20 protein-coding genes are annotated in these 23,968 nt (G+C 59.3%); 16 read left to right on the plus strand and 4 right to left on the minus strand.

Going from position 1 to position 23,968, the window contains the following annotated elements; genetic code table 11:
• The first annotated feature begins 17 nt into the window (after nt 1-17).
• The 5 genes from ACEN9T_RS06235 to ACEN9T_RS06255 all read left to right on the plus strand — a co-directional run bounded on the left by ACEN9T_RS06235 (nt 18) and on the right by ACEN9T_RS06255 (nt 6,724).
• Nucleotides 18-980, plus strand: coding sequence for an amidohydrolase family protein (locus ACEN9T_RS06235; protein WP_413705816.1), 963 nt, complete (start codon nt 18-20; stop codon nt 978-980).
• Between the two features lie 811 nt (nt 981-1,791).
• On the plus strand, nt 1,792-2,790 hold the full coding sequence (locus tag ACEN9T_RS06240; RefSeq protein ID WP_092977020.1) for a porin: 999 nt from the start codon (nt 1,792-1,794) through the stop codon (nt 2,788-2,790).
• 295 nt (nt 2,791-3,085) lie between these two features.
• The gene (locus ACEN9T_RS06245) at nt 3,086-5,065 is read left to right on the plus strand and encodes a glycoside hydrolase family 3 protein (protein WP_413705817.1); all 1,980 of its coding nucleotides are present in this window, start codon (nt 3,086-3,088) and stop codon (nt 5,063-5,065) included.
• 44 nt (nt 5,066-5,109) lie between these two features.
• Nucleotides 5,110-6,258: an alpha/beta hydrolase gene (locus tag ACEN9T_RS06250; protein ID WP_413705818.1), complete on the plus strand. Its 1,149-nt coding sequence runs from the start codon at nt 5,110-5,112 to the stop codon at nt 6,256-6,258.
• Nucleotides 6,259-6,310: 52 nt separating this feature from the next.
• Nucleotides 6,311-6,724, plus strand: coding sequence for a cupin domain-containing protein (locus ACEN9T_RS06255; protein WP_413705819.1), 414 nt, complete (start codon nt 6,311-6,313; stop codon nt 6,722-6,724).
• Nucleotides 6,725-6,824: 100 nt separating this feature from the next.
• Here ACEN9T_RS06255 and ACEN9T_RS06260 read toward each other — a convergent pair whose 3' ends face one another.
• Entirely contained in the window at nt 6,825-8,216 is a 1,392-nt protein-coding gene (locus ACEN9T_RS06260) for a PLP-dependent aminotransferase family protein (protein WP_092977032.1), read from the minus strand.
• A 388-nt stretch (nt 8,217-8,604) separates the two neighbouring features.
• Between ACEN9T_RS06260 and ACEN9T_RS06265 the strand changes: the two genes are divergently transcribed.
• The 10 genes from ACEN9T_RS06265 to ACEN9T_RS06310 all read left to right on the plus strand — a co-directional run bounded on the left by ACEN9T_RS06265 (nt 8,605) and on the right by ACEN9T_RS06310 (nt 18,467).
• Nucleotides 8,605-9,183: an MSMEG_0567/Sll0786 family nitrogen starvation N-acetyltransferase gene (locus ACEN9T_RS06265; protein WP_413705820.1), complete on the plus strand. Its 579-nt coding sequence runs from the start codon at nt 8,605-8,607 to the stop codon at nt 9,181-9,183.
• A gap of 2 nt (nt 9,184-9,185) precedes the next feature.
• Nucleotides 9,186-10,055, plus strand: a complete 870-nt coding sequence (locus ACEN9T_RS06270; RefSeq protein WP_413705821.1) for a Pnap_2097 family protein — start codon at nt 9,186-9,188, stop codon at nt 10,053-10,055.
• 24 nt (nt 10,056-10,079) lie between these two features.
• Nucleotides 10,080-12,152 carry a methylmalonyl-CoA mutase gene (scpA, locus tag ACEN9T_RS06275; RefSeq protein ID WP_413705822.1) on the plus strand — a complete coding sequence of 691 codons (2,073 nt, stop codon included), beginning with the start codon at nt 10,080-10,082 and terminating at the stop codon, nt 12,150-12,152.
• A gap of 523 nt (nt 12,153-12,675) precedes the next feature.
• Nucleotides 12,676-13,158 (plus strand): MSMEG_0572/Sll0783 family nitrogen starvation response protein, encoded by a 483-nt coding sequence (locus ACEN9T_RS06280; protein ID WP_092977026.1) that lies wholly within the window; start codon nt 12,676-12,678, stop codon nt 13,156-13,158.
• 18 nt (nt 13,159-13,176) lie between these two features.
• Nucleotides 13,177-14,193: a Nit6803 family nitrilase gene (locus ACEN9T_RS06285; protein ID WP_413705823.1), complete on the plus strand. Its 1,017-nt coding sequence runs from the start codon at nt 13,177-13,179 to the stop codon at nt 14,191-14,193.
• Nucleotides 14,144-15,265 (plus strand): MSMEG_0568 family radical SAM protein, encoded by a 1,122-nt coding sequence (locus ACEN9T_RS06290; RefSeq protein WP_413705824.1) that lies wholly within the window; start codon nt 14,144-14,146, stop codon nt 15,263-15,265. The genes ACEN9T_RS06285 and ACEN9T_RS06290 overlap by 50 nt, the downstream gene beginning before the upstream one ends.
• Complete coding sequence (locus ACEN9T_RS06295) at nt 15,262-15,810, plus strand: MSMEG_0567/Sll0786 family nitrogen starvation N-acetyltransferase (RefSeq protein WP_413705825.1); 549 nt, start codon at nt 15,262-15,264, stop codon at nt 15,808-15,810. Before ACEN9T_RS06290 ends, ACEN9T_RS06295 begins: the two co-directional genes overlap by 4 nt.
• Nucleotides 15,807-16,811, plus strand: a complete 1,005-nt coding sequence (locus tag ACEN9T_RS06300; protein WP_413705826.1) for a sll0787 family AIR synthase-like protein — start codon at nt 15,807-15,809, stop codon at nt 16,809-16,811. The genes ACEN9T_RS06295 and ACEN9T_RS06300 overlap by 4 nt, the downstream gene beginning before the upstream one ends.
• Nucleotides 16,812-16,820: 9 nt before the next feature.
• On the plus strand, nt 16,821-17,129 hold the full coding sequence (locus ACEN9T_RS06305) for an MSMEG_0570 family nitrogen starvation response protein (protein WP_413705827.1): 309 nt from the start codon (nt 16,821-16,823) through the stop codon (nt 17,127-17,129).
• Nucleotides 17,130-17,180: 51 nt separating this feature from the next.
• Entirely contained in the window at nt 17,181-18,467 is a 1,287-nt protein-coding gene (locus ACEN9T_RS06310) for an MSMEG_0569 family flavin-dependent oxidoreductase (protein WP_092976990.1), read from the plus strand.
• Between the two features lie 680 nt (nt 18,468-19,147).
• Here ACEN9T_RS06310 and ACEN9T_RS06315 read toward each other — a convergent pair.
• From ACEN9T_RS06315 to ACEN9T_RS06325, 3 genes are all read right to left on the minus strand, one after another.
• Nucleotides 19,148-19,351 (minus strand): hypothetical protein, encoded by a 204-nt coding sequence (locus tag ACEN9T_RS06315; protein ID WP_139219416.1) that lies wholly within the window; start codon nt 19,349-19,351, stop codon nt 19,148-19,150.
• 20 nt (nt 19,352-19,371) lie between these two features.
• Nucleotides 19,372-21,177 carry a methyl-accepting chemotaxis protein gene (locus ACEN9T_RS06320; RefSeq protein WP_413705828.1) on the minus strand — a complete coding sequence of 602 codons (1,806 nt, stop codon included), beginning with the start codon at nt 21,175-21,177 and terminating at the stop codon, nt 19,372-19,374.
• A gap of 153 nt (nt 21,178-21,330) precedes the next feature.
• Nucleotides 21,331-22,245 (minus strand): amino acid ABC transporter substrate-binding protein, encoded by a 915-nt coding sequence (locus ACEN9T_RS06325; protein WP_092976893.1) that lies wholly within the window; start codon nt 22,243-22,245, stop codon nt 21,331-21,333.
• A 434-nt stretch (nt 22,246-22,679) separates the two neighbouring features.
• Here ACEN9T_RS06325 and ACEN9T_RS06330 point away from each other — a divergent pair, with 434 nt between their 5' ends.
• Nucleotides 22,680-23,957 (plus strand): dicarboxylate/amino acid:cation symporter, encoded by a 1,278-nt coding sequence (locus ACEN9T_RS06330; RefSeq protein WP_413705829.1) that lies wholly within the window; start codon nt 22,680-22,682, stop codon nt 23,955-23,957.
• Nucleotides 23,958-23,968 lie beyond the last annotated feature (11 nt).

Below are 23,968 nucleotides of genomic sequence, written 5' to 3' on the forward strand. Positions count from 1 at the left end.
ATTACATGGGGAGCTACATGGCGGATCAGACTCGTCGCACCATCCTCCGGGGCATCTCGGCTCTTGGAGTGGGCAGTTTGGGGCTGCGAAACGGCGCCAAGGCAGAGTTGCCAGGCGTATTTCCAAACTCCTCTGGCATTGATCGCCCGTCGCTCATCGCACCAGCATTGGCTTGCGATTCACACATCCATATCTACAGCCGCCGCTTTCCCATTCTGAATGAAGAGGCGTCGCTGCCGTTGAATGCGACGGTCGATGACTATCGACGTATGCAGCAGCGTCTGGGTACAACGCGAACTGTTGTAGTGCAGCCGGCCAACTATAAGACTGACAACCGGGTCACCCTCGACGCTATTGCCCAGTTGGGTGTCGAAAATGCGCGCGGCATTGCTGTCGTGACACCGGAGGTGACAGATCGTGAACTGCAACGCATGCATGACGGCGGAATCCGGGGAATTCGCTTCTCGTTATTTCAGCCAAAACATGCGTTAGCTCGAGTCGACATGATCGCGCCGCTGGCGCAGCGAGTGCATGCGCTCGGCTGGCATATTCAACTTCAGATGCGCGCGGATCTCATCGTCGAAAATGCGTCGCTACTGCAAAGTTTGCCTTGTCCCGTGGTATTCGATCACATGGCGCGCCTGCCGCATCCTGTGCTCGGCAGCGCGGCGCGCCAAGTCATTCTGAAGCTGTTGGATTCGGGCAAGGCTTGGGTCAAGGTTTCAGCGGCGTATTTGAATACCGCAGAGCCCGCCAAGAACTATCAAGACACCATACCGATCGCCACATCCCTCATCGAGGCTGCCCCGGAGCGGATGGTTTGGGGCAGTGACTGGCCGCACCCAACCGAAAGCAAGCATAAGCCGGATGATGCGACATTGTTCGATTTGCTCTCGCAGTGGGCTCCTGACGAAATGATCCGACATCGGATTCTTGTAGAGAACCCAGCGCGCCTCTATGGATTTTCGACTTCGCGGTGAGACCAGCACGGCCAACACACGGCTCTCGTGATTCATTTCCAAAGCGAAGCCCTTCGGCCAAGGAGATATGCCCGTATGTTATGGCTTTCTATAGTGATATGGTCTTTGTTGGAAATCTTGACTACATCTAAGCTTCTGCTGAACAAAAGCTAATAAAAGATCAGGAGACAACATGGTACGAAAAATCAAACTCGGCTTGTACTAGCCTTTATCGCGATATTGCGGGAACGCGTTGTCTTGTCATTGACGAGCAATTAGTTGTCTTTGCAATGCGCGTGTACCGCCCAGGCTGGCTATCACTCCACAAAGATTCACAGTCGATTTGCTCGGATAGCTTCGTCGATCCAAGCATCGGGGCGGCTTACCACACCATTTTTTCCGCGGGGCGGCGTCGTTAGCACGTACTGATTTTCGGCACTTGAATGAACGGGTCGTGCATCTTCGCGCGATCTCCATGGCGCGAACATACGAATGATTTCGCTGGTGCATGCGCTGCCCAGCCGTGGTGCCTCAGTGGGCGGCCGAACAACAAGCCACCAAAGCCGACGTTAGTGGGAATACCGGATGATCGAAGGATTATTCGGATTGATCGCAGATTGATTGCGAGCCTTTCTCGCACTCATGGCATGAACGCTGCAAGATTGCTACGAGTGACCGTGTTTCCATATTGAACGGGGATGGGTGACGTGAATTAAAAATATGAGATATGGAGCGAAATGAACAGGCCGCCAATCAGAGGCGCCAGTATCAATCCACGATGAAATAGAGAGCTTACCTTTGGGGTGTTCAATTGGGGAAATTTTGGCTTGCAATGACAGCGCTGTCATTTCCGGCGGTAGCAGCAGCGCAATCGAACGTCGTACTGTTTGGCGTCGCGGATGCTTCCGTCCGCGTGGTCAACGGTGGAAATGGTACGGCATACAGCATTGGTAGCGGTGGGCTTGCCGCCAGTCGCTTCGGGATCCGGACGCAAGAGGATCTGGGCAATGGCATGGCAGCCGGTGCCTGGATGGAAGGAACCGTGAATTACAACGATGGGACAGGGAATAGCTCACGATTCTGGAATCGTCGTGCCACCGTCAGCTTACTCGGCCCTCTTGGTGAGGTTCGCCTCGGCCATGATCTAACGCCGGGTTATACCTCTTTTGGCGAGTTCGATACCTTTGGCGTGAGCGGTTTAGCTGATCAAGGAAAGTTCTATTCCACCGCTTTCGGTAGCGGCATTGAGGCCACCGGCCTGTGGGCGCGCGCTGACAACATGATCAGCTACTTCACTCCAAATAGCCTTGGAGGGTTCTACGCGAACCTTGCCACCGCCTTCGGCGAGAACGTGGCCGCCAAGAAGTACAACGGTGGACGCATCGGTTATGCAAGTGGTCCGTTGAACGTCACGGCGGCCTACAGCGTATTTGACGGGTTGAAAGGAAACCTGAAGCGCTCAGCATTGGCGGCGTCCTACGACTTCGGCGTCGCCAGATTTTTGGCGTCGACCGTACGCAATCAGTACCTCTCGGCCGCGCGGCAGGTCACGCAAGTTGGGGTTGTCGTGCCTATTTCTCCAGCTGCGAGTGTGCGAGCCAACTACACGCGTGCGAGCGAATCCGGAGCGTTGAATGGTGCGTCGATTGACCCAAACCACGCGACCCAGATTGCAATGGGGTTCACGTACGATTTTTCAAAACGAACAACGTTATATGGCACGTTGGTTTATCTGGCCAACAAGGGCACGTCGGCGTTCAACTTCGGCACTTCCCAGCCGCCTGGAAGCCGTCTACGCGGCGGCGAGTTGGGCGTGAGTCATCGGTTTTGAGTGATGCATGCTGAGATCCCGTGCTCCATCGGGATCGTTGAGCCCTGCCTTTGGGGCAGGGTTCCTTTTTATTCCGCCTTTGTGCGATGAATGTCGCCCGGTATCCCGCCAGCCAAGTTTCCACCTGCGGTGAATACTCATGACGCCTGCCCGCGAACCCCAGTGCGTTCCGGGACAACGTCGCACTGAAACGATGCCAATGATGGATAAGACAACTGTTCCGGATCGAGCCGAGTATGTGAGCCTTTCAAGGTGGCGGGTCACGGTGAATGCGACTCCAAAGCACCTCCCCTCCATGCGCAAGTTTTACCAAGTCGCCTCTGCAGCTTCAATCGTCGCGTTTCTTGTCGGCTGCTCGGCATTTCAAGGGAGCAGCCCCCAGCAGGTGAGACTTGTAAGCAATCAAGTGCCTCTCATCGCTGTCGACGGTCTGCGGTTCAAAGATCTCAATCGCAGCGGGGGGCTCGACCCTTATGAAGATTGGCGCCTTCCGGCAGCCGTTCGTGCGCAAGATATCGTGAGCCGAATGACACTCGAAGAGAAGGCCGGCGCGATGATGCACGCCAATCCGCCCACGGTTGGCGCATCGGCTATTCCAGGAGCCGGCACTGCGTGGAACATGGATCAGATCACGCAGTTCATCCTCACAAAGCACATCACAGCATTCCTTAACCGGCTCGATACCGACGTCGCGAGCATGGCAAGGCAGTACAACGAAGTGCAGGCCGTGGCTGAGCGCGACCGACTCGGCATTCCGGTGTCGCTCAGCTCTGACCCGCGTAGTCAATTTCGCTACGCCCAGGGGGTTAGCGTGCGCGCCGGCGCATTTACCCAATGGCCGGATCCAGCTGGCTTTGCCGCAGCTGGAGACGCTGAACTTGTACGCAAGTTTGCCGACAGCGTGCGTCAGGAGTATCTGGCCGTCGGCATCCGTACGGCGCTGTCGCCGCAAGCGGACCTGACAGTCAACCCCCGCTGGCACCGTGTCAACGGAACCTTCGGAACCGCGCCCCATGTTGCCGAAAAGATGGTGCGCGCCTATGTCGGCGGCATGCAAAACGGCGAACAAGGACTTGGCCCAGGCAGCGTGATCTCCGTCGTCAAGCATTGGGTCGGCTATGGCGCGACTGGGGAAGAGGGATTCGATGCGCACAACTATTACGGACGGCACCTGAATCTGAGCGACGACACGATTGAGCAACATATCTTGCCGTTCACCGGAGCATTTGCCGCGCAGGTTGGTGGGGTGATGCCCTCTTACGGCCAACCGCCGAGTGGCCTTACCGTTCGCGGCAGCGATCGTCCGATTGAACCCGTAGGGGTAGGGTTCAATCGCCAGTTGCTCACCGACGTGCTGCGCGGGCGATTCAAGTTCGATGGCGTGATCTTGTCCGATTGGCAGATCACCGATGACTGCACCACGGTGTGTCGTGATGGCGCGCCGCCAGGCCATCAGTTCAACCCTACGGACATCGCCATGCCATGGGGCGTGGAAAACCTAAGCAAGCCCGCTCGATTTGCGAAGGCTGTCCAGGCGGGTGTCGACCAGTTTGGGGGAGCCAAAGAACCCGAGATCATCATCGACCTGGTGAAGAGCGGGCAGTTGAGTGAGACCGCGTTGGATGCCGCCGTGAAACGCATCATGACGCAGAAATTTCTACTCGGTCTGTTTGAGAACCCATACGTCGATGCCGCGCAGGCGCCACGCATTGTCGGGAATGCAGCGTTCAAGGCGATGGCAATGGATGCGCAGCGCCGCTCCGTAGTACTGATCAAGAACAGCGGACACATGCTACCGCTTCAAGCAAGTCGCGGATCGCGGGTGTACCTCTACCGGGTGGATGCCGACTCGGTACGCAAGAGAGGCTTTCAGGTAGTGGAGAAGCCAGAGGAGGCAGATTTCGCCATCGTCGCCATGTCGACACCGTATGAGGTTCTGCATCCCAACTATTTTTTTGGCTCTCGCTACCGGGAAGGCAGCACGGGCTTTGCCGATGGCGATGCAGCGTTTGAAGAGTTCAAACGCGTCAGTGCGCGTTTGCCAACGATTGTCTCGCTTTACCTGGAGCGCCCGGCGGACCTGTCCCGAGTCGCTGACCATGCGGCAGCGATCGTCGGCAACTTCGGTGTTGGCTCGGAAGCGCTACTCGATGTGCTGACCGGGGTGTACGCCCCCAGCGCCCGACTGCCCTTTGACCTCCCCTGGACTCCTGACCCAGGGCCACTCGAACGCGATGCCATTGCCTGCCGGTACGGCCAGGGATTGCGCTACTAAAGCCTGCCAAACACAACGTTTAATTTCTTCATGGAGAGGATCGGATGAAGTTCAAAACAGTATGGCTACTGGCTGCTGCTTGCTTATGTGGATGGTTGTCAGCCACCAGGGCATCTGCCGCTACGTTCGGCCCTGAACAGTTTGTAGCCACCAATGTCGCGCGACACGCGTCGTTCTACGTTGGCGGCGAGTACGTCAACGAGGGCGACAAGGTTCTCATGTCGGGCCAGATGTACGTGCAAGCCTGGGCGCCAGCGAAAATTCGCCACAAGTACCCGCTTGTCTTGATCCATGGACTTGGGCAAACCGCAACCAATTGGATGGGCACCGCCGACGGTCGCAAAGGCTGGGCGGACTATTTTGTCGACAAAGGCTATGTGGTGTACATGGTCGATCAACCGAGCCGAGGCCGATCGCCGTGGCTACCGGAGCATGGCGGGAAGCTGCGTACGAGCGATCTGCAGCTGGTGCAACGGTTGTTCACTGCATCTGAGAACTACAAGGCATGGCCACAAGCCGTCAAGCATACGCAGTGGCCTGGTGACGGAGCCGATCGCGGGCAGCGAGGTGCTCCTTTGTTCGACGCGTTTTATGCCGGCATCGTGCCGTCCTTGGCAGACAACAAGACGAGCGAGTTGTTGGTACAGAACGCGGCATCTGCGCTTCTCGACAAGATCGGGCCCGCGGTGATCCTGGTCCATTCTCAGGCGGGCCTGTTTGGCTGGTCGATTGCAGACGCGCGCCCCGAGCTCGTCAAGGGAATCGTCGCCGTAGAGCCGTCAGGCCCGCCGTTTCAGAATGCCACGCAGGTGACTCGTGAGTTGCCGTGGGGATTGACGGATATCCCCCTGCACTACCAGCCTGCCGCTGACAACCCCGAGGCGCTCGAGATCGAGCAACAGACGCAGCCCGATGGTGAAGGCCTCGTGAAATGTTGGCGACAACGCGAGCCAGCGCGGAAGCTGGTCAATCTCCAACACATCCCTGTCCTGGTGGTAACCGCGGAGGCGTCATATCACGCGCCGTACGACCATTGCACCGCCGCATTCCTCACGCAGGCAGGTGTGCCGACAACATACTGGCGGTTAGAGGACCAAGGCATCCACGGAAACGGTCATCTGATGATGCAAGAGAAGAACAATCTTGAGATCGCCGATCGCTTGCATCGCTGGGTCGACGCCAATGTGAAGTAGTTCCCGGTTGGTGCATCCGCGCCAGCTTCCAATCGCCTTTTGGAGAATTATCGTGACGTGTCAACACTTCCCTGCCATCGTGAATCGGTTGTGGATTACCGGGCTGACCGCTTTGATCTGCAGCGGCGCTTACGCGCAAGTCTTGCCGACGGAGCGAGTCGGCGTATCGGGCAAAGAACTCACCGCGATCAAGCTCCCCACCGACTTCAATGTCAGCAAAGGTCGGACTTTGAGAATGCGCGAGGTGACGATTGCGCCGGGGGGCACCCTGCCGATGCATAGCCATAGTGATCGCCCGTCGGTTTCATATGTGCTGAAGGGAACCTTGACGGAACATATCGAAGGCAGCACCGAGAGCAGGCAACTTGTGGCCGGGCAGGCTTATGCGAGCCAGGGTCCGAAAGGGCATGCGTTGCAGAATCCGGGAGATACGGCCGCAGTATTTCTTGAGGTGGATCTGCCGTGATTGCTGGGGGCTGATTACGGTGCCCGCGACGCGTGGCCTACGCCACGCGCCAATTCACTTTGGGTCGTCGTGGTGTATCTCAACCTCGACGCCAGCGACATCAAAGCAGCGCCGAATGCAGATGGTGCGGATCATCGAGCGTGTCGTTGATGATGCGTAGCGATTCCTCTACCTCGTCACGCTCACTTGGCCCGCCAAGGCATACGCGAATCGCATCTGGCGGGTTTCCATCGGTCGAGAACGCCGCGCTGGAGACCGCACCGATGCCACGTGAGCGCAGATGCAGGGCCAGTTCAGAAGGACGCCATTCACTTTTGGGGGGTAGTCGAAGCCATAAGTGAAAGCCTTCCGGGTCGGCATCATAGTCGCGGCCGTTAAGCACGTCGCGCGCAATGATCTGTCGGGCGATATTCTCCTCACGGATGGCCTTGAGCATGGCGTCGACAGTACCGTTCTTGATCCAGGAGGTAGTAAGCAAGGTATTGACCGGACTTGCCATGACTGTGGTCGCACGCAACGCGCCGGCAAGCCGTTGCGCTTGGCGAGGCGTTGGCGCGTGGATGAAAGCGATCCGCAGGCCCGCTCCAAAGCACTTCGACATACCTGTGACGTAGTACGTCAACTCGGGCGCCAGCGCTGCGAATGTGTCCGGCGTTGATTGAGGCAGCATGCCGTACGCGTCGTCTTCGATAATTGGCACGCTGTAGCGCAACGCGATTTCGGCCAATTGCTCCCTGCGCGTTTGCGACACGGTCTTTGTGCTCGGGTTCTGAATGGTCGGGTTGCAGTACAGCGCTGCCGGCCGCTGTGTTTTGCATAACAGCTCAAACGCATAAGGCAGAGGACCATCTTCGTCACCGGACAATGCCTGCAGCCGGATATTGAACTGAGCCGCTATCGCCTTGACCCCCGGGTAAGCCAAGTTGTCGACACAGATGACCTGATCCGGGCCCGACAGTTGAGACAACAACGCGACCAGGGCGCTGTGTATGCCCGGTGTGATTAGCACAGTTTCCGCCTTGCTAGCCGGGACCAGCCTTCTAAGCCAAGCCGCAGCAATTGAGCGATCTGCTGGCGTGCCGCCGAAATCCTGGTAGCGCATTAGCGCGTAGGGGTCGCTTGCGGCAAGCGCACTGATCATCGACTCCCGCAGTAGCGCAGTCATGGACGGCGGCTCCGGGGGCATGTTCATCGTCATCTCGGCTGCGGTTCCGGCTCGCAAGGGAATTGATTGAGACCGCCCGCGAACGTACGTGCCGCTGCCTGTTTTAGTGTCGATCAGGCCGCGCTTGCGCGCTTCGCTGTATCCACGCGCGACGGTCGTGTAATTCAATTGCAGCGCCTCCGCCAGATCGCGTAGCGCAGGGAGTCGATCTCGGGCGCGGAGCTGACCGCTGCTCACAGCCTCTTCGATGAGGTCGGGTATCAGCAGATAAGCTGGCTTGGAGCTGCCAGCAATGCGCTTGATCCACTGATTTGTGAGGCCTGGCACATTCCCCTCCCGTGCGGAAATCTCGAATACGGCTACAGACGTTAGCACCACATTGATTGCTTTGAAAGCACGACGATGATCGTTTTTTGGTTTCCCAATGATGGTGCTGCCGGGGGCGACATGCACTCGTTATGGGCATGCTATGACCTGTTCTGGAAGTTGGGGAGTTTCTCGAGAAAGCCTTGTATGGCGGGTATTCCTGGTCAATCCGGGTTCCTCAATAACGCGATGTGCGATTGCCTGCACGATCCATCCCGCGCGCCGTACTTGATCGCTAATTGATCGCATTTCCAGATGAAGTGATTGGTATGGGCGTTGCTCGTATGAGGCGCACGCCAAACCATCTCTATCGACGGCCCGGCGTGATCAAACGAGGGAGGCGCACACCATGAACCCGCGACAGGCAACGGCCCGGATCAATGAGGAGACGGTGGAGCGATGCGAAGCACTGACCTACTGGGTTCGGTGGGCAGAGCAGCCTTGGGAGATCGAGCAGGCTTATCGTCTGCGTGAGGCCGTGTTCTGCCAAGAACAAGGCATCTTTGATGGCGATGATCGCGATGCTCTAGACGATGCGGCGCAACTGATTGTTGCCGTGCGCAAGGATGCAGAGCCCGGCAATTGTGGCGAGGTGGTCATTGGCACTGTACGCATCCATGAAAGCGAGCCGGGAGTGTGGTTCGGCTCCCGTCTAGCCGTAGAGGCAGAGTCACGCCGGCATGGAAGGATCGGCGCGGCGCTGATCCGGCTAGCCGTTAGCAGCGCCCATGCACTGGGCTGCGAGCGTTTCCTTGCACACGTGCAGAGCCAGAACGTGCCGTTGTTCCGGCGTCTGCATTGGGCAGTTCTACAAGAGGAAACCCTGCTTGGTCGGCCACACCACCTGATGCAGGCGAATCTGCACTATTACCCGCCCTGCCATACCCCACGCGTCGGATTCGCCGTCGATAGGGAGGCATTGAGATGAGCATGGAAGTTTCTCAACGCATACACCGCGAGCCCGACAGACCTGCACGCACGCAGAAACAGTACGTGGCCGGCATGCCTGAACTTGCTTACACCGGCCTCTCGGAAAACTGGCTGCTCAAGACATGTGGTGATCGCCACTGGCAGAGTCTGGCCAATGAGGCCGGCTTGTCGGAGCCAGAGTTTCGTGATGCCGACGGAAACTCTGTCTATGCGGCGTTTACAGCGGTGAGTCTGCGCGGAACCGCACTTGAAGCGCTGGGTGAAAACGACAGGTTCTCGATCCAATCCACCCTGACGTCAAGCGGTGGCGCGCACTATTTCAGCACGCACGAAGTCGAAAGCAGCACAGGATCGTATGCGCGCGTTTCGATGGCATCAACATTCATCCGTCGCCAACGCGAAGGCGATAACCGTACCGTAGTCAAAGCCATGCCGATTGCGGTGCCGGGTTCGCGAAGTGCCATATCGGTAGAGGCTCAAGAAATGGTAAAGCTGCGAAGGCGTTTCAGGGCTGGCAACTGGGGAGCGCATCTAGGGCTGGAACAGCTAAGCGGTCGAGCCCATCACGTCGCCGAGTTCCTGCCTTGCCCATACAACGATTTCAACGGTGCCCACCTGCTCTATTTCGCCAGCTTCCAGGCAATGGTGGACCGCGTCGAGTGGGGCTGGAAACGCATCAGCTCTCCACCCGTTGTTGCCGCCAGGGATCTCTTCTTCCACGGCAACGTCAACATCGGAGATGTGCTTGGGTTGAGCTTCTCTATCGCGCGACAGGATAGTGGCGGCCTATCGCATTGGTGTGAGATTCGCCGGTTAAGCGATGGAGAGAAAGTTGCGGACGTCATCACCGTGAAGCGATGGAGGTCATGATGCCTCTTAAAGGGGAGCGGTCCTGTGGATGAATGCAGCTTGCGACCGAAGGCGATATACACCGCCGCTGATCTGGCCGGCTTGAGCCATCTCGACAGCCTTCCGGGGCAGGCGCCGTTTATTCGGGGCCCGCATCATTCCATGTATGTGGGTCGACCCTGGACAATCCGCCAGTATGCCGGCTACGCAGATGCGGCCACCTCCAACTTGGCCTATCGCAGAGCGCTCGCGCAAGGCGCACAGGGACTATCGATCGCGTTTGATCTGCCGACGCACCGGGGCTACGACTCTGACCACCCGCTTGCGCAGGCAGATGTCGGCATGGCAGGTGTGGCCATCGACTCGGTCGAGGACATGAAGCGTTTGCTGGATGGGATTGCGCTTGATCGTATCTCGGTCTCAATGACGATGAGCGGTGCTGTGCTGCCGGTGCTGGCTGCATTCCTGGTCGCAGGCGAGGAAAGTGGTGTGCCGTTCGATCGCCTCAGCGGCACGATTCAGAACGATATTCTCAAGGAGTACATGGTCCGGAACGCATGGATCCATGCGCCGACGCCTTCCATGCGGATCGCCGGGGATGTGGTCGCTTGGCTATCCCGGCACGCACCGCGCTTTAACGGCATGTCGATCTCTGGATACCACTTCCAGGAGGCGGGCGCTGAGCCGGCCCTTGAACTGGCGCTGACGCTCGCCAATGGCGCAGCCTATGTACGAGAGATGTGTTCGCGAGGGTTGGATATCGATGCGTTCTGTGCACGACTGAGTTTCTTCTTCGGCGTGGGCAAGACATTCTTTATCGAGATTGCCAAGCTGCGGGCTGCGCGATTGCTGTGGCATGAAATCGTCTCGTCACTGGGGGGCACTGCCGCCCGGGCCACGATGCTCCGCATGCACTGCCAGACATCCGGCTGGTCTCTATCCGCACAACAGCCGGACAACAACATTGTCCGTACCACTGTGCAGGCCATGGCGGCGGTGTTCGGCGGCACGCAGTCCTTGCATACCAACGCTTACGACGAAGCGTTGGCGTTGCCCAGTGCCGACGCGGCAAGACTGGCGCGCGATACGCAACTGATTCTCCAGCATGAGATGGGGCTGTGCGACGTCGTCGATCCATGGGCGGGGTCGTACATGATGGAGTCCCTCACTGATTCGATGGCGAAGACAGTACGCGAGCTCATGCGCAACATCGAGAATCAGGGTGGCGTGTTGGCGGCACTGGAGAGCGGATGGATCGGTGAACGTATCCATCGGCAAGCTTTGAAGACGCAAGCTGATATCGATGCAGGTCGATTGCCCGTCGTCGGCATGAATTGTTTTTCGGAGCGCGCACAGGATGAACCAGTGTGCCTGGAGGTGGATGGCCGGCACGTCTGGAAATCTCAATGCGAGCGGCTCGAAAAGCTGCGAAAAAGGCGTGATGGCAAAGCTGTGGAATATGCGCTCGCTGCGTTGGCTGCAGGTGCGAACGATCCGCATGCGAATCTGCTGGCTTTGACGATCGATGCGATTCGCCATCGTGCCACCGTAGGCGAATGTGTCCAGGCGCTCGAGCGTACTTGGCCGCGCTACCACGCGATGCCGGCTTACTCCAGACAAGCGTATCGAGAGGGCCGAGATGGCTGTGAGGCATGGGCCGCGGCTTGCGCCGAAGTCTCCGAATTACGCCGGATCTTGGGGCGGACGCCAAGGTTTTATCTCGGCAAGCTGGGGCAAGATGGCCATGACCGTGGCGCCAGGTCCGTTGCGGCAGCTCTTTCAGATGCCGGATTTGACGTGACTCTGGGGCCGTTGTTCGAGACGCCTGAGTCGATGGCGGCTCAGATTGCTCGCGGCAAATACGATGCCGTTGGCATTTCCACACTTGCGGGGGCCCATCTTGGGCTCATCCCAGCTTGTATTGCGCATCTTCGTCGCTGCGGTGTCGATATTCCTGTCGTTGTCGGCGGGGTCATTCCATTTGATCATCGACATCAACTGCTAGAGGCGGGGGCTGCAGCGGTATTTGGACCCGGCACCGCAATGGAGACAATTGCCTCCTTGCTGGCAGCCAAACTAACAGCACGAGCAAGAGGTTTTGCTTGTGCGACGGGCTGACGCAGCAGTCACGCGAACGATCCCACAGCGCATCGCGCAAGCTTTCCTGAGGCTGATGCGATGCTCCCTCCCCCTGCGCCGCGTGGCTGCTGACCTGCGCCTTGGCGACGCATCGCCGGTCACGTTTATCAAATCCCCAAACGGTTTGCCGGATCGGTTTTTCACCGTGTTGCATGCGGATGCCCGGTGAATCAGTTTGGCCACTCGATTGATCGCACGGGTGCGTCAAAAGTGATCGCCAAAATTGGCGCGCATCGCCTCGTTCTTGTGCATAAACACCGTTTCCGATGACCAATCGCGGTGCGCGATGTGCCCCCTCTCCCGGCCGTCCGCATCCGTGTTCTTCCGCACAGGCCACGACACATGATCGATTCATTGATCCGATCAACGCTTTGATCGTTCATTGATCTCGAATTGATCGGATGGTGAGTGGCAACGGGTGGTATGGGCGTTGCACAACGGTCGATGTCGGCCCCGCGCCGATGAGTTGATTGACTGACTTAACCACTCAATGGAGCGCAGCATGCCTGCAGTGAATGCACCAGCCCACCAGAAGGGCGACTTCTTCGTCGACTACGAAGAGAAAGTATTTGAAGACGTAAAAGCCGAGCCGGGCGAGAAAGCGCTGGTGACGTTCCATACCGTTGCTTTCGAAGGTTCGATCGGCTTCGTCAACATGCTGCAAGCGACCCGCCTGCAGCGAAAGGGCTTCGAGACCTCAATCCTGTTGTACGGGCCTGGCGTGACGCTCGGTGTGCAGCGCGGCTTCCCCACGCTCGGCGACGAGGCTTTCCCGGGTCACCAGAACTTCAACAAGCAACTCACCAAGTTCATGGACGAGGGCGGAAAAGTCTATGCGTGCCGTTTTGCGTTGCAAGCGCTCTATGGGCATGGCGAACCGTCGCTTATCCCCGGCATTCGCCCGATCAATCCGCTCGATGTCCTCGATCTGAAGCTGCTGCATCGCAAGGACGACGCGCTGATCATCGACACCTGGACAGTCTAAGGATCGACGGGGATCACCATGTCACAGAAACGCATAGTGCGTGTGGCGGCCGCCCAGATCGCTCCGGATCTGGAAAATGCCGATGGCACGCTCGCGAAGGTATGCCGGACGATCGATGATGCCGCGCGTGAGGGCGTGCAGTTGATTGTCTTTCCCGAGACATTTGTGCCGTACTACCCGTACTTTTCGTTTGTGCGGCCCCCGGTGCAATCCGGCGCAGATCATCTGCGGCTGTATGAGCAGGCGGTGGTGGTCCCTGGGCCGGTAACGCATGCGATCGCCGAGCGCGCTCGCCAGCACGGCATGGTTGTAGTACTCGGTGTCAACGAACGCGATCACGGCAGCTTGTACAACACGCAGCTCATTTTTGACGCAGACGGTCGTTTGGCGGTTAAGCGTCGCAAGCTGACGCCCACGTTTCACGAACGCATGATCTGGGGCCAGGGCGATGCGTCTGGCTTGAAGGTGGCGGATACCGCAATCGGAAAGGTTGGGGCGCTTGCGTGCTGGGAGCACTACAACCCGCTCGCACGCTATGCGCTGATGACGCAGCACGAAGAGATCCACTGCAGCCAGTTTCCTGGCTCACTCGTGGGTCCGATCTTCGCCGATCAGATCGAGGTCACGATCCGCCATCACGCGCTGGAATCGGGCTGTTTCGTGGTGAACGCCACGGGTTGGCTGACGGATCAACAGATTGAGTCGATTACTACCGATCCCGCCCTTCAGAAAGCGCTGCGGGGAGGTTGCAACACCGCAATCATTTCGCCGGAAGGGCAGCATGTCGTTCCCCCGCTGCGCGAAGGCGAGGGCATCCTGATTGCCGACCTCGACATGGCGCTCATCACCAAGCGCAAGCGCATGATGGACTCGGTCGGACATTACGCGCGCCCCGAGCTACTCAGCCTTGCAATCAACGACCGGCCGGCAACGACTACGTCGCTCATGTCTGCCGTCAATCCACAACCCATAGGAGCGTTGCGCCATGAACTCCAGCGAGACGACGTCGGCCTCGAGCCGGCACTTGATGACTGAACTCCAGTCAGCAGGCCTGCGGCTGGAAGACCCAAGCGCGGGCGCAGCAAGCCGCCGTGGCGGTGCCGGCCCCTCCGATCACAAGGCAGTCACCATTGATGGCGTGACGATCATGGTGCCGGTGCATACGTCAAGCGCTTGGAACTCGCCTTTTGTTGCCGGCGCGGCTGATACGCAGGGGATCAGCGTTCTGAAACGTGCCGCAATTCCAATTGCCAACATCAGTTTTCCGGCGCCGCCGCGGTTCTACGGTCTGCAGACGTTGGAGGGTGTTCCGTACTCGCACATCGCAACCTTGCACAGCAAGGACGTGCTCGCGACAACGGTCCTGCAAACCTGCATCCGGTATGAGAGCCGCCGCAAGACCTGCAAATTCTGTTCGATTGGCCAATCGCTGGCGGCAGGGCGCACCATCGCGCATAAGACGCCCGAACAACTGGCTGAGGTAGCTCGCGCCGCCGTACTGCTGGATGGCGTACGCCACATGGTGCTGACCACAGGAACGCCTCCAACGCCAGATCGTGGGGCCGGCATCCTTTGCGACAGTGCCTTCGCGATCAAGGCGGCCGTTGATCTGCCCATCCAGGCGCAATGCGAGCCGCCGGATGACGACCGCTGGTTCGCCCGCATGCGTGCCTCGGGTATCGACACGCTGGGAATGCATCTGGAGACGGTCACTCCGGAAGTGCGCGAGCGAGTGATGCCGGGCAAGGCGACCGTTCCCATCAGCCGCTACATGCAGGCATTTGAAGCCGCCGTCGCGGTATTCGGGCGCGGACAGGTGAGCACCTACATCCTTGCCGGCCTCGGTGATAGCCGTGAGGCAATTCTTGAAATCTCGGACAGGTTGATCTCGCTCGGGGTCTATCCGTTTGTGGTGCCGTTCGTGCCGATCTCTGGAACGCCTCTGGAAGATCATCCGCCTCCGGGCACGGAGTTCATGAAGTCGGTTCTGCAACCGCTGGGGGTGATGCTGAATCGTGCCGGCATGCGGTCGTCAGACATTCGTGCTGGCTGCGGGAAGTGCGGCGCCTGCTCCTCGCTTTCCGCCTATGAGGAGACTGCAGCGTGATCGACGATCTCTGTGTGGAGGTGCCTCAGATTTCCACTTGCCGGATACGCTTGGCGACATCCGCGCGCGAGATCGGCTTGGCACGACAGCTCCGACGCGAGGTGTTCTGTCGGGAGCAGCGAATCTTCCCATCCGATGACCATGACGAGATCGACGCGGTCGCACTCGTACTTGTCGCCGTGCTCGAGCCAGAGACTGGCCCGGCAGGACCGGTTGTTGGCACCGTACGGATTCACGAGTCAGAACCTGGCATTTGGCTCGGTTCCCGTCTTGCGGTAGACGCTGCGTACCGCAACCATCGCGGTATCGGGTCGACGTTGATCCGTCTGGCTGTAAGCACCGCGCATGGCAAAGGGTGCAAGCAATTCCTCGCGCACGTTCAACTTCAGAACGTGCCCATGTTCGAACGGTTGCACTGGACGACGATGGCGCGGGGGGATCGTTTCGATCATCCCCACCACCTGATGCAGGCGGACCTCACACATTACCCGCCATGCGTGACGCCAAGACTCGGGTATGTGACGGGTGTTTTGGAGGCGCGATGAATGTTCAGAAAATTGCGGCCGATCTGCGCGCCAGCCGCGGCTTTCGCCACAAGACCGATATCGCGGGTGTGTTGTCCGCGCTAAGGCGGGGGAGTTGCATTGCGGGCACGCCCCTGTCGGATGTCGCCGTCGGCGACGACTGTGCAGCCATTCCTGATGGGGACGGCCATCTACTCTTCGCTATTGAAGGGATGGTCAGTGACTTCATGCAAGCCATGCCCTGGTTTGCCGGCTATAGCGCGGTGATGGTCAACGTGAGCGACATCTATGCCATGGGCGGCCGCCCCGTCGCCGTTGTGGACGCGATCTGGAGCGACGGCATTGAAGCAGCCGCAGCTGTGCTCGACGGGATGCACGCCGCAGCACAGGCCTACGCCGTTCCCATTGTCGGTGGCCATAGCAATGCGCAAAGTGACCGTGCACAGTTGGCCGTTGCGATTGTCGGGCGCGCACGCAGGCTGTTGTCGAGTTTTGTCGCCAAGTCCGGGCAATGTTTGCTGATGGCTGTCGATTTGCGTGGCGCGTTTGTTGAGCCCTACCCCTATTGGAACGCATCGACCACGGCACCCGCTGAACGGCTCAGGGGCGATCTTGAAATCTTGCCGCAATTGGCGGAAGCCGGTCTTTGCGAGGCCGCGAAGGACATCAGCATGGCCGGGGCATTGGGAACGGCCCTCATGTTGCTCGAATGCTCTGGCACCGGCGCTCGCATCGATCTGACGTGCGTTCCGACGCCGCCTGGTGTTCCCATGTCGCGCTGGTTGTCGGCCTTTCCCAGTTACGGCTTTGTTCTTGCCGTGGACAAAGTCAACGTCGAGCAGGTGATCTCGAAATTTCAGGACAGAAATATCGCTTGCGCCGAGATCGGCCGCATCGACGACACGCGGCGTGTCGCCATCCATGCCGGTTCCGACGAGGCACTGCTGTGGGACTTCACCGACCACGCATTCATCATGCCGCCCGATCCGCCAGTCGCAGGCAGCGCCGCCATTTCACAATAAGGACGCATCATGCCAGTGACCCATTTCCGACTGCAGTGGCCTGACGACAGCATTGCCGTCTGCTATTCGCCATCTTCCATCGTTCGAGATTACTTCACGGTCGGACAGGAATACCCTCTCGATGATTTCCTGACTCGCGCCAGACAGGCCTTGGGAACTGCATCGGATCGCGTGAAAGCGAAATATGGCTATTTCTGCTCGTCAGCCACAGATCAGCTTGCCGTCATTGAAGCGACGGCCGAGCGGTTTGGTGATCGGCCCGATGCAAAGGTTCGGTTTATCGATTTCGATGGTGGTTCCTCAGCGCATAGCAAGTAGCTGATCCAACGCGATCCCACCTCATCCACATTCGTCATCAGGAGTACCAGCATGTCTAACAGTACCCTCAATGCGCCGCTGCGAGACGGCGGCGCACAGCACCACAGTGTCATCATCGTCGGCGGTGGACAAGCTGGCCTGTCCATGAGCTATTACCTTCAACAATATGGAATCGATCACCTCGTGATTGAAAAGCATGCTGTCACACATACTTGGCGATCGCAGCGCTGGGATGCATTCTGCCTAGTCACGCCCAATTGGCAATGTGCTCTACCAGGGCATCCGTACTCGGGGACCGAGCCGCACGGCTTCATGAAGCGCGATGAGATCATCGCCTATCTGGATGCATTCATCGCCAAGGTCCAAGCGCCAGTGCTGGAACATACCGAAGTCAAGCGCGTGGGACAGCGTGACAAGGGCGGGTATTTGGTCAGCACGTCACGTGGTGACTTCACTGCGGACCAAGTAGTGATTGCGTCTGGTGGCTACCATGCGCCGATCGTTCCGCGCATGGCGGAGCGCCTTCCCAATGACGTGTTGCAGGTTCATTCCGCCGACTATCGCAATCCGCAGAGCCTGCCAGAAGGCGGCGTGTTGGTGGTGGGTTCCGGCCAATCCGGGGCGCAGATTGCTGAGGATCTACATCTTGCTGGGCGCAAGGTGACGCTGGCTGTGGGTGAGGCCCCGCGCTGCGCGCGCTTCTATCGCGGCCGAGATGTGGTCGACTGGCTTGCCGACATGGGCTATTACGATATGCCGGTTGAGGAGCATCCGTTGCGGGAGGGCGTGCGCGACAACACCAACCACTACGTAACGGGTCGCGATGGTGGTCGCGATATCGATCTGCGCAAGTTCGCCCTTGAGGGCATGGAGCTGTACGGCGTCCTTCAAGATTATCAGGATGGGCAACTGAGCTTTGCACCAGACTTGCAGTCGAACCTGGACAGCGCCGATGCCACATACAACCGCATCAACGAGAGCATTGACCGTTACATCGCAAAGGCGGGTATTGAGGCACCGGCGGCCGCTGCATACCAGCCCGTGTGGCAACCGCCTGCTGAGCGCACGACGCTGGATCTCGCTCAATCGGGAATTCGCACAATTCTCTGGTGTATCGGTTTCCGGCCGGACTTCAGTTGGCTCGATATTCCCGTTTTCAACGGCCGAGGTTACCCCGGTCATGTGCGAGGTGTAACGAAAATCGACGGGCTGTATTTCCTCGGGCTGCCGTGGCTGCATACCTGGGGGTCTGGCCGCTTTTCGGGGATTGCTCGCGATGCGGAACATCTAGCCACGCAGATTTGCACTAGTGCGAAGGCAGATGCGCTCGCTGCCTAACAATAAGTAGGTCGCCTGCCATGTCTCTGACCGGTGGTCCGGTGGCGCTGGGGCGGATGCGATCTTCTCATCGCGAACTGGACGATGAACAAAGCGCGGCGCGGAGGCCGGTGCGTCTTGATCGGCCAACGCAGCCGTTAAAGCTGAAGTCCGACTCCATTCAGTAACTCGACCGGCCATCCGAATCCACCTTCGCATTCAGATTTGAACCGCCCTGTGGCGAGTGCCTCTCTCCTATCAGGCGGCGGGACTCGAGCATATGTATGCGCGGCGCCCACTCGCCTTGAGTGTTGTGGATGCGTCTGTTATGCCGACTCTTGTTCCGGCCAACCCGAATGTGCCGATCATGATGATGGCCGCAAAGGCAGCTGCGATGTGGCAAGGTATCGAGGTAGCTGCTGGTTTGTCGGCAGTTGCGTAAACGCACGCTGGATTCCACTGCCCGTTCTTGGCGACGGCGCGGGCCGGTGTTGGCGACGTGCCAAGCAGTCAAGGTCAGCGATCTCGGCGCAATAGCGGCGGCGGGAAATGTGCACTCCGGACGTCGAGGCCCGGCTGGGCGATAAAAAGCCTGGCCAACTAGGCGCCATGCGGGTGGCCAGACTTTGTGTCTCTCGTTTGTCTGTCGATGAGTCCCCTCGGTACAGACTTTTCTTCTCGCCAAGATGGAAGCGGCTCAATCAAATCAACGCCTTACAGGCGATTTTGGTACAGCCTTTTTTGTCTGCCGTTAAAAATACGATGCCGTCAAAGCGCGATCCTTCCGCGCAAGGTGAAATCTGTTTGAAGCAATTTGGGAAATTGCGGTCAGCCTTCTTGGCCATATCGAACCGGCACTTGGAATCGAGCCCGACCGCGAATACCGACGCCGCACCGATCAGCATGCAGTACGCCACCCCCCTGCTCATTGACGTGAGAGTCGGAACATCCCTACCGCTTCGTTGAGGCTATGGGCCTGTTCCTCCAGCGACTCCGCAGCGGCCGCCGCCTGCTCCACCAGCGCGGCGTTCTGCTGCGTCACCTGGTCCATCTGATTGACGGCCTGGTTGACCTGCTCGATGCCGCTGCTCTGCTCTTCCGACGCCGACGAAATCTCGCCCATGATGTCGGTCACGCGCTTCACCGCATCGACGATCTCCGCCATCGTCACGCCGGCCTGATCCACCAGCACCGTGCCGTTGCTCACACGATCCACCGAGTCGTGAATCAGCGCCTTGATTTCCTTCGCCGCGCCCGCCGAGCGCTGCGCCAGGCTGCGCACTTCACTGGCCACCACCGCAAAGCCACGGCCTTGTTCGCCGGCACGCGCGGCTTCCACCGCAGCGTTCAGCGCCAGAATGTTGGTCTGGAATGCGATGCTTTCGATCACGCCGATGATGTCGGCAATCTTCTTGCTGCTTTCGTTGATGCCGCCCATGGTCTGCACGACCTGGCCGACCACGTTGCCGCCGCGCGTGGCAACGTCCGACGCCGTCACGGCAAGCTGGCTGGCCTGACGCGCGTTGTCGGCGTTCTGCTTCACGATGCTCGTGAGCTCTTCCATGCTCGACGCCGTTTCTTCCAGCGAGCTGGCCTGTTCTTCCGTGCGCTGCGAGAGATCTGCATTGCCGGCAGCAATTTCCTGCGCGGCCGAGCGCACCGAGTCGCTGCCCAGGCGAATCTGCTGCATCACCGCCGTCAGCTTGTCGGCAAACGTGTTGAACGAGCGGGCGATCTGCGCGACTTCGTCTTCGCCATCTGAGGGCAGACGCTTGGTGAGGTCACCGCTGCCCGAGCCGATGTCGTCCATCGCATCGCGGATCATCGACAGGCGGCGGAACGCACGCGAGGTCATCGCACCGACGATCAACGCAGCAACAATCGCAACACCCACCAGCGCGCCAATCGACGTCATCACCAGCGAACGCATGCCGGCCGTGGCGTCGGACTTGTCCAGCGCCACCACCAGGCCCCAGTCGGTGCCCTTTACGCCCTGGCGGTAGAGCAGTTTGGATGCGCCATCCACCGACACTTCCACCGGCTTCTCCGCCTGCGCCAGCGATGCCAGCGTGGCTTCGTTCAGGCCTGCCGACAGATCGGTCGCCGGCTTGAGCGTGAGCTTGTCATTCGGGTGCGCGACGATCTTGCCGGCCGCGTTGACGAGGAAGCCGAAGCTGGCCGGTGTCGGATGAATGGCCTTCACGTTGGCGATCACGCTGTCCATCGCCACGTCGCCGCCGATCACGCCTTTGAGCGTGCCGCCTTCCAGGATGGGCACGGCGAAGGTCACGACGAGCTGGCCGGTGCTCGCGCTCACGTACGGCGGCGTCACCACGGGCTTGCCGGCCTCCACCGCCTGCTTGTACCAGGGGCGTGCAGTCGGGTCATACGTCGGCGGAATGCCTTCGGGGTTCGAGAACTTGTACGACTTGTCGGGGTAGCCGACATACACCTTGATCAGTCCACCCGCCTTGGCTACGGTCTGGAACATGGGAACCGGATCGTCTGACAGCGCCGCATCCTGAAGCGCGACGATCAGTTGCAGTTTGCTGGCAATCCAGTCGTCGATACCCGTTGCGTGTCCGTTTGCGACAGATTGCAGATTCGATTGGATGGCCTGCTCATTGTGAGCCTGTGCGACCAGATAATTGAGACCGCCCGCCAGAACCAGCGCGCAGACCACGATGATCACACACGCCAGTTGAATCTTCGTTCGAATGGAAGCAAACATGAACAGCCTCTTGAAGTATCGGTGAGGTGCCGCCGGCAGAGAGGCCCGGCTGGTTACACGCTAATCGATCCAAGGCCCCCCCGGCTTTAGCGCTATGCAAAGAATGCATCGGTGGCACCAAAGGGGGGCCATGGGAAATATTCGATTCAGTACTCAATCGGCGGTCTTGTCGCTCGGATACTTGAACGAGTCGCGCAATAGGAAGTTCATCGGGATGTCCAGCCTCACCCCGTTGGGCGGAATCGGTTGCAGGAACCACTTTCTGTAGAGCTTCTCGGCGTCGTAGTCGAGGATGATGTTGGTCATCGCGCGATCAACCAGGTGCTTGAACTCAGCGTCGTCTTTGCTGAGCATGATTGCGTAGGGCTCGACCGTCAGCATGTCTCCGACGACGGCGTAGTCGCCCGGGTTCCTGGCGTTGGCGCGAAACCCGTAAAGCAGTACGTCGTCCATTGCAAAAGCATCGGCCTTGCCGTTCTCAACCATGGCAAAGGCTTCGGCATGGTCTTTTGCTTCGAGAATCTTCATGCCCAGCACGCGTGCATCGTTCACCTTGCGCAGTTCGGTGATGTTAGTGGTGCCTTTGGTGGACACCGCAGTCTTGCCGCGCAGATCGTCCCACTTCAGGATGCCCGACGATGTTTTCACGATCATCCGGCTGCCCGCGATGTAATGCGGGATGGTGAATGCCACTTTCTCGCGTCGTTCACGCGTGTTGGTGGTCGAGCCGCATTCGAGGTCGGCCTTGCCCTCGGCAATGGTCGGGATGCGAGAGGAGGGCGTCACCATCACGTACTGCACCTTCAGGTCCGGCCGCTTGAGGTCGGTGCGCAGTTTGTCGACCACGCGCAGACAGAGGTCCATGGCATAGCCAACGGGCTTCTTGTCGGTGTCGTAGAACGAGAACGGCACGGAGCTCTCGCGGTATGCGAGGCGGATGGTGCCCGTATCGCGGATGCGGTCAAGGACCGGCGTGGAAGAGGCCAGAGCGAGGCCCGGCGCAAAGATAGACAGCAAGACGACAATTGGCGCTGCGATTGGTCGCGCCCGTGAGAACAACAGTGGCATAGCTAGTTTCCTCCCCCAAAAGAGTCGGTTGCCTTTGCCATGTCGCCAGCAAGACTCCGACGAATGCGACAGCGCAACTTCGGCATGGTGTGTTTTGAGTGCCGAAAGTTGTGCTCGGAGCGCCCTTAGACGGACGTCATCTGTTTTCTGTCCCGCTCCGGATTGCCTAGCTCAGCTACATTTTTCCGAGCCTTGCTCATTAGGGGCGTGGCCGGCCGAGTAACGATCCGATATCGCTTCCTGCATGCCCTAGATGATGGATCGCATCAGCGCGAAAAGTATTCCGAATGCGCATAGGCCCAGTCCACATCCTCATAACCAGTGGGGCCTGTTTGCCTAACATGGGCAGCATCGGGATGGCGACTTACGAGAAGAAAGCCACAGAGACAGCGCATTGAGCCGGAGCGGCCGGCCGTGCACAAAAAGGGGGAAACATGAACACCAAACGCTTGACCACCCATATCAGTCTCGGAATGCTGCTAGGCATTGCCGTCGGGTGGGGCTGCCACGAATACGCCAAGGACGCCGCGGCGGCCAAGGACATCGCTTCGTACTTCAGCATCATCACGGACATCTTCCTGCGCATGATCAAAATGATCATCGCGCCGCTGGTGTTCTCGACGCTGGTGACAGGCCTGGCAAGCATGAGCGGTGGCAGGTCGGTCGGCCGCGTGGGTCTGCGCGCAATGCTGTGGTTCGTGTGTGCGTCGGCCACTTCGTTGGCGCTGGGCATGCTGCTGGTCAACTTCTTCCAGCCGGGCGTGTACATGAACCTGCCGCTGCCGGAAGCTACCGCCACGGCAGCCTTGAAGACCGGCGACTTCACGCTCAAGGCCTTCATCACGCACGTGTTCCCGCGCAGCATCGTGGAGGCCATGGCCACCAACGAGATCCTGCAGATCCTGGTGTTCTCGCTGTTCTTCGGCGCCGCGCTGTCGACCATGAAGAACCCGATGGACAGCGTGATCGGCCGTGGCCTGGAGGAGCTGACCAAGCTGATGTTCCGCATTACCGACTATGTGATGCGCTTTGCGCCGCTGGGCGTATTTGCCGCCATGGCCGCCGCCATCACCGTGGAAGGCGTAGGCGTGCTCTGGACCTACGGCAAGCTGATCGGCGAGTTCTACCTGGGTCTGGCGCTGCTGTGGTCGATCCTGTTCTTCGTTGGCTACCTGCTGCTGGGCCGTTCGCTGGGCCGCTTGCTGGGGCTGATTCGCGAGCCGACGATGCTGGCGTTTGCCACGGCAAGCAGCGAATCCGCCTACCCGAAGACGATCGAGGCGCTGGACCGTTTTGGCGTGCCAAAGCGCATCTCCAGCTTCGTGCTGCCGCTGGGGTATTCGTTCAACCTGGATGGCTCGATGATGTATCAGGCGTTTGCGGTGCTGTTCATCGCACAGGCTTACAACATCGAGATGAGCTTCACCCAACAGGTCACCCTGCTGCTGGTGCTGATGCTAACAAGCAAGGGGATGGCCGGCGTGGCGCGTGCCTCGTTGGTGGTGGTGGCGGCCACGCTGCCGATGTTCCACCTGCCGGAAGCGGGTCTGCTGCTGATTATCGGCATCGACCAGTTCTTCGACATGGGCCGCACGGCCACCAACGTGATCGGCAACAGCCTGGCAACGGCCGTGGTGGCGAAGTACGAACAGGCGGAGCAGCCGAGCGAGCTGGAGTCCAGCCACGCAACCTCGGCCACGCCTTCGGTGTGACGGTTGGGGGA

Origin of the sequence: Ralstonia sp. Ralssp110, assembly GCF_047325135.1 — a bacterium.
GTDB classification, from domain to species: domain Bacteria; phylum Pseudomonadota; class Gammaproteobacteria; order Burkholderiales; family Burkholderiaceae; genus Ralstonia; species Ralstonia mojiangensis.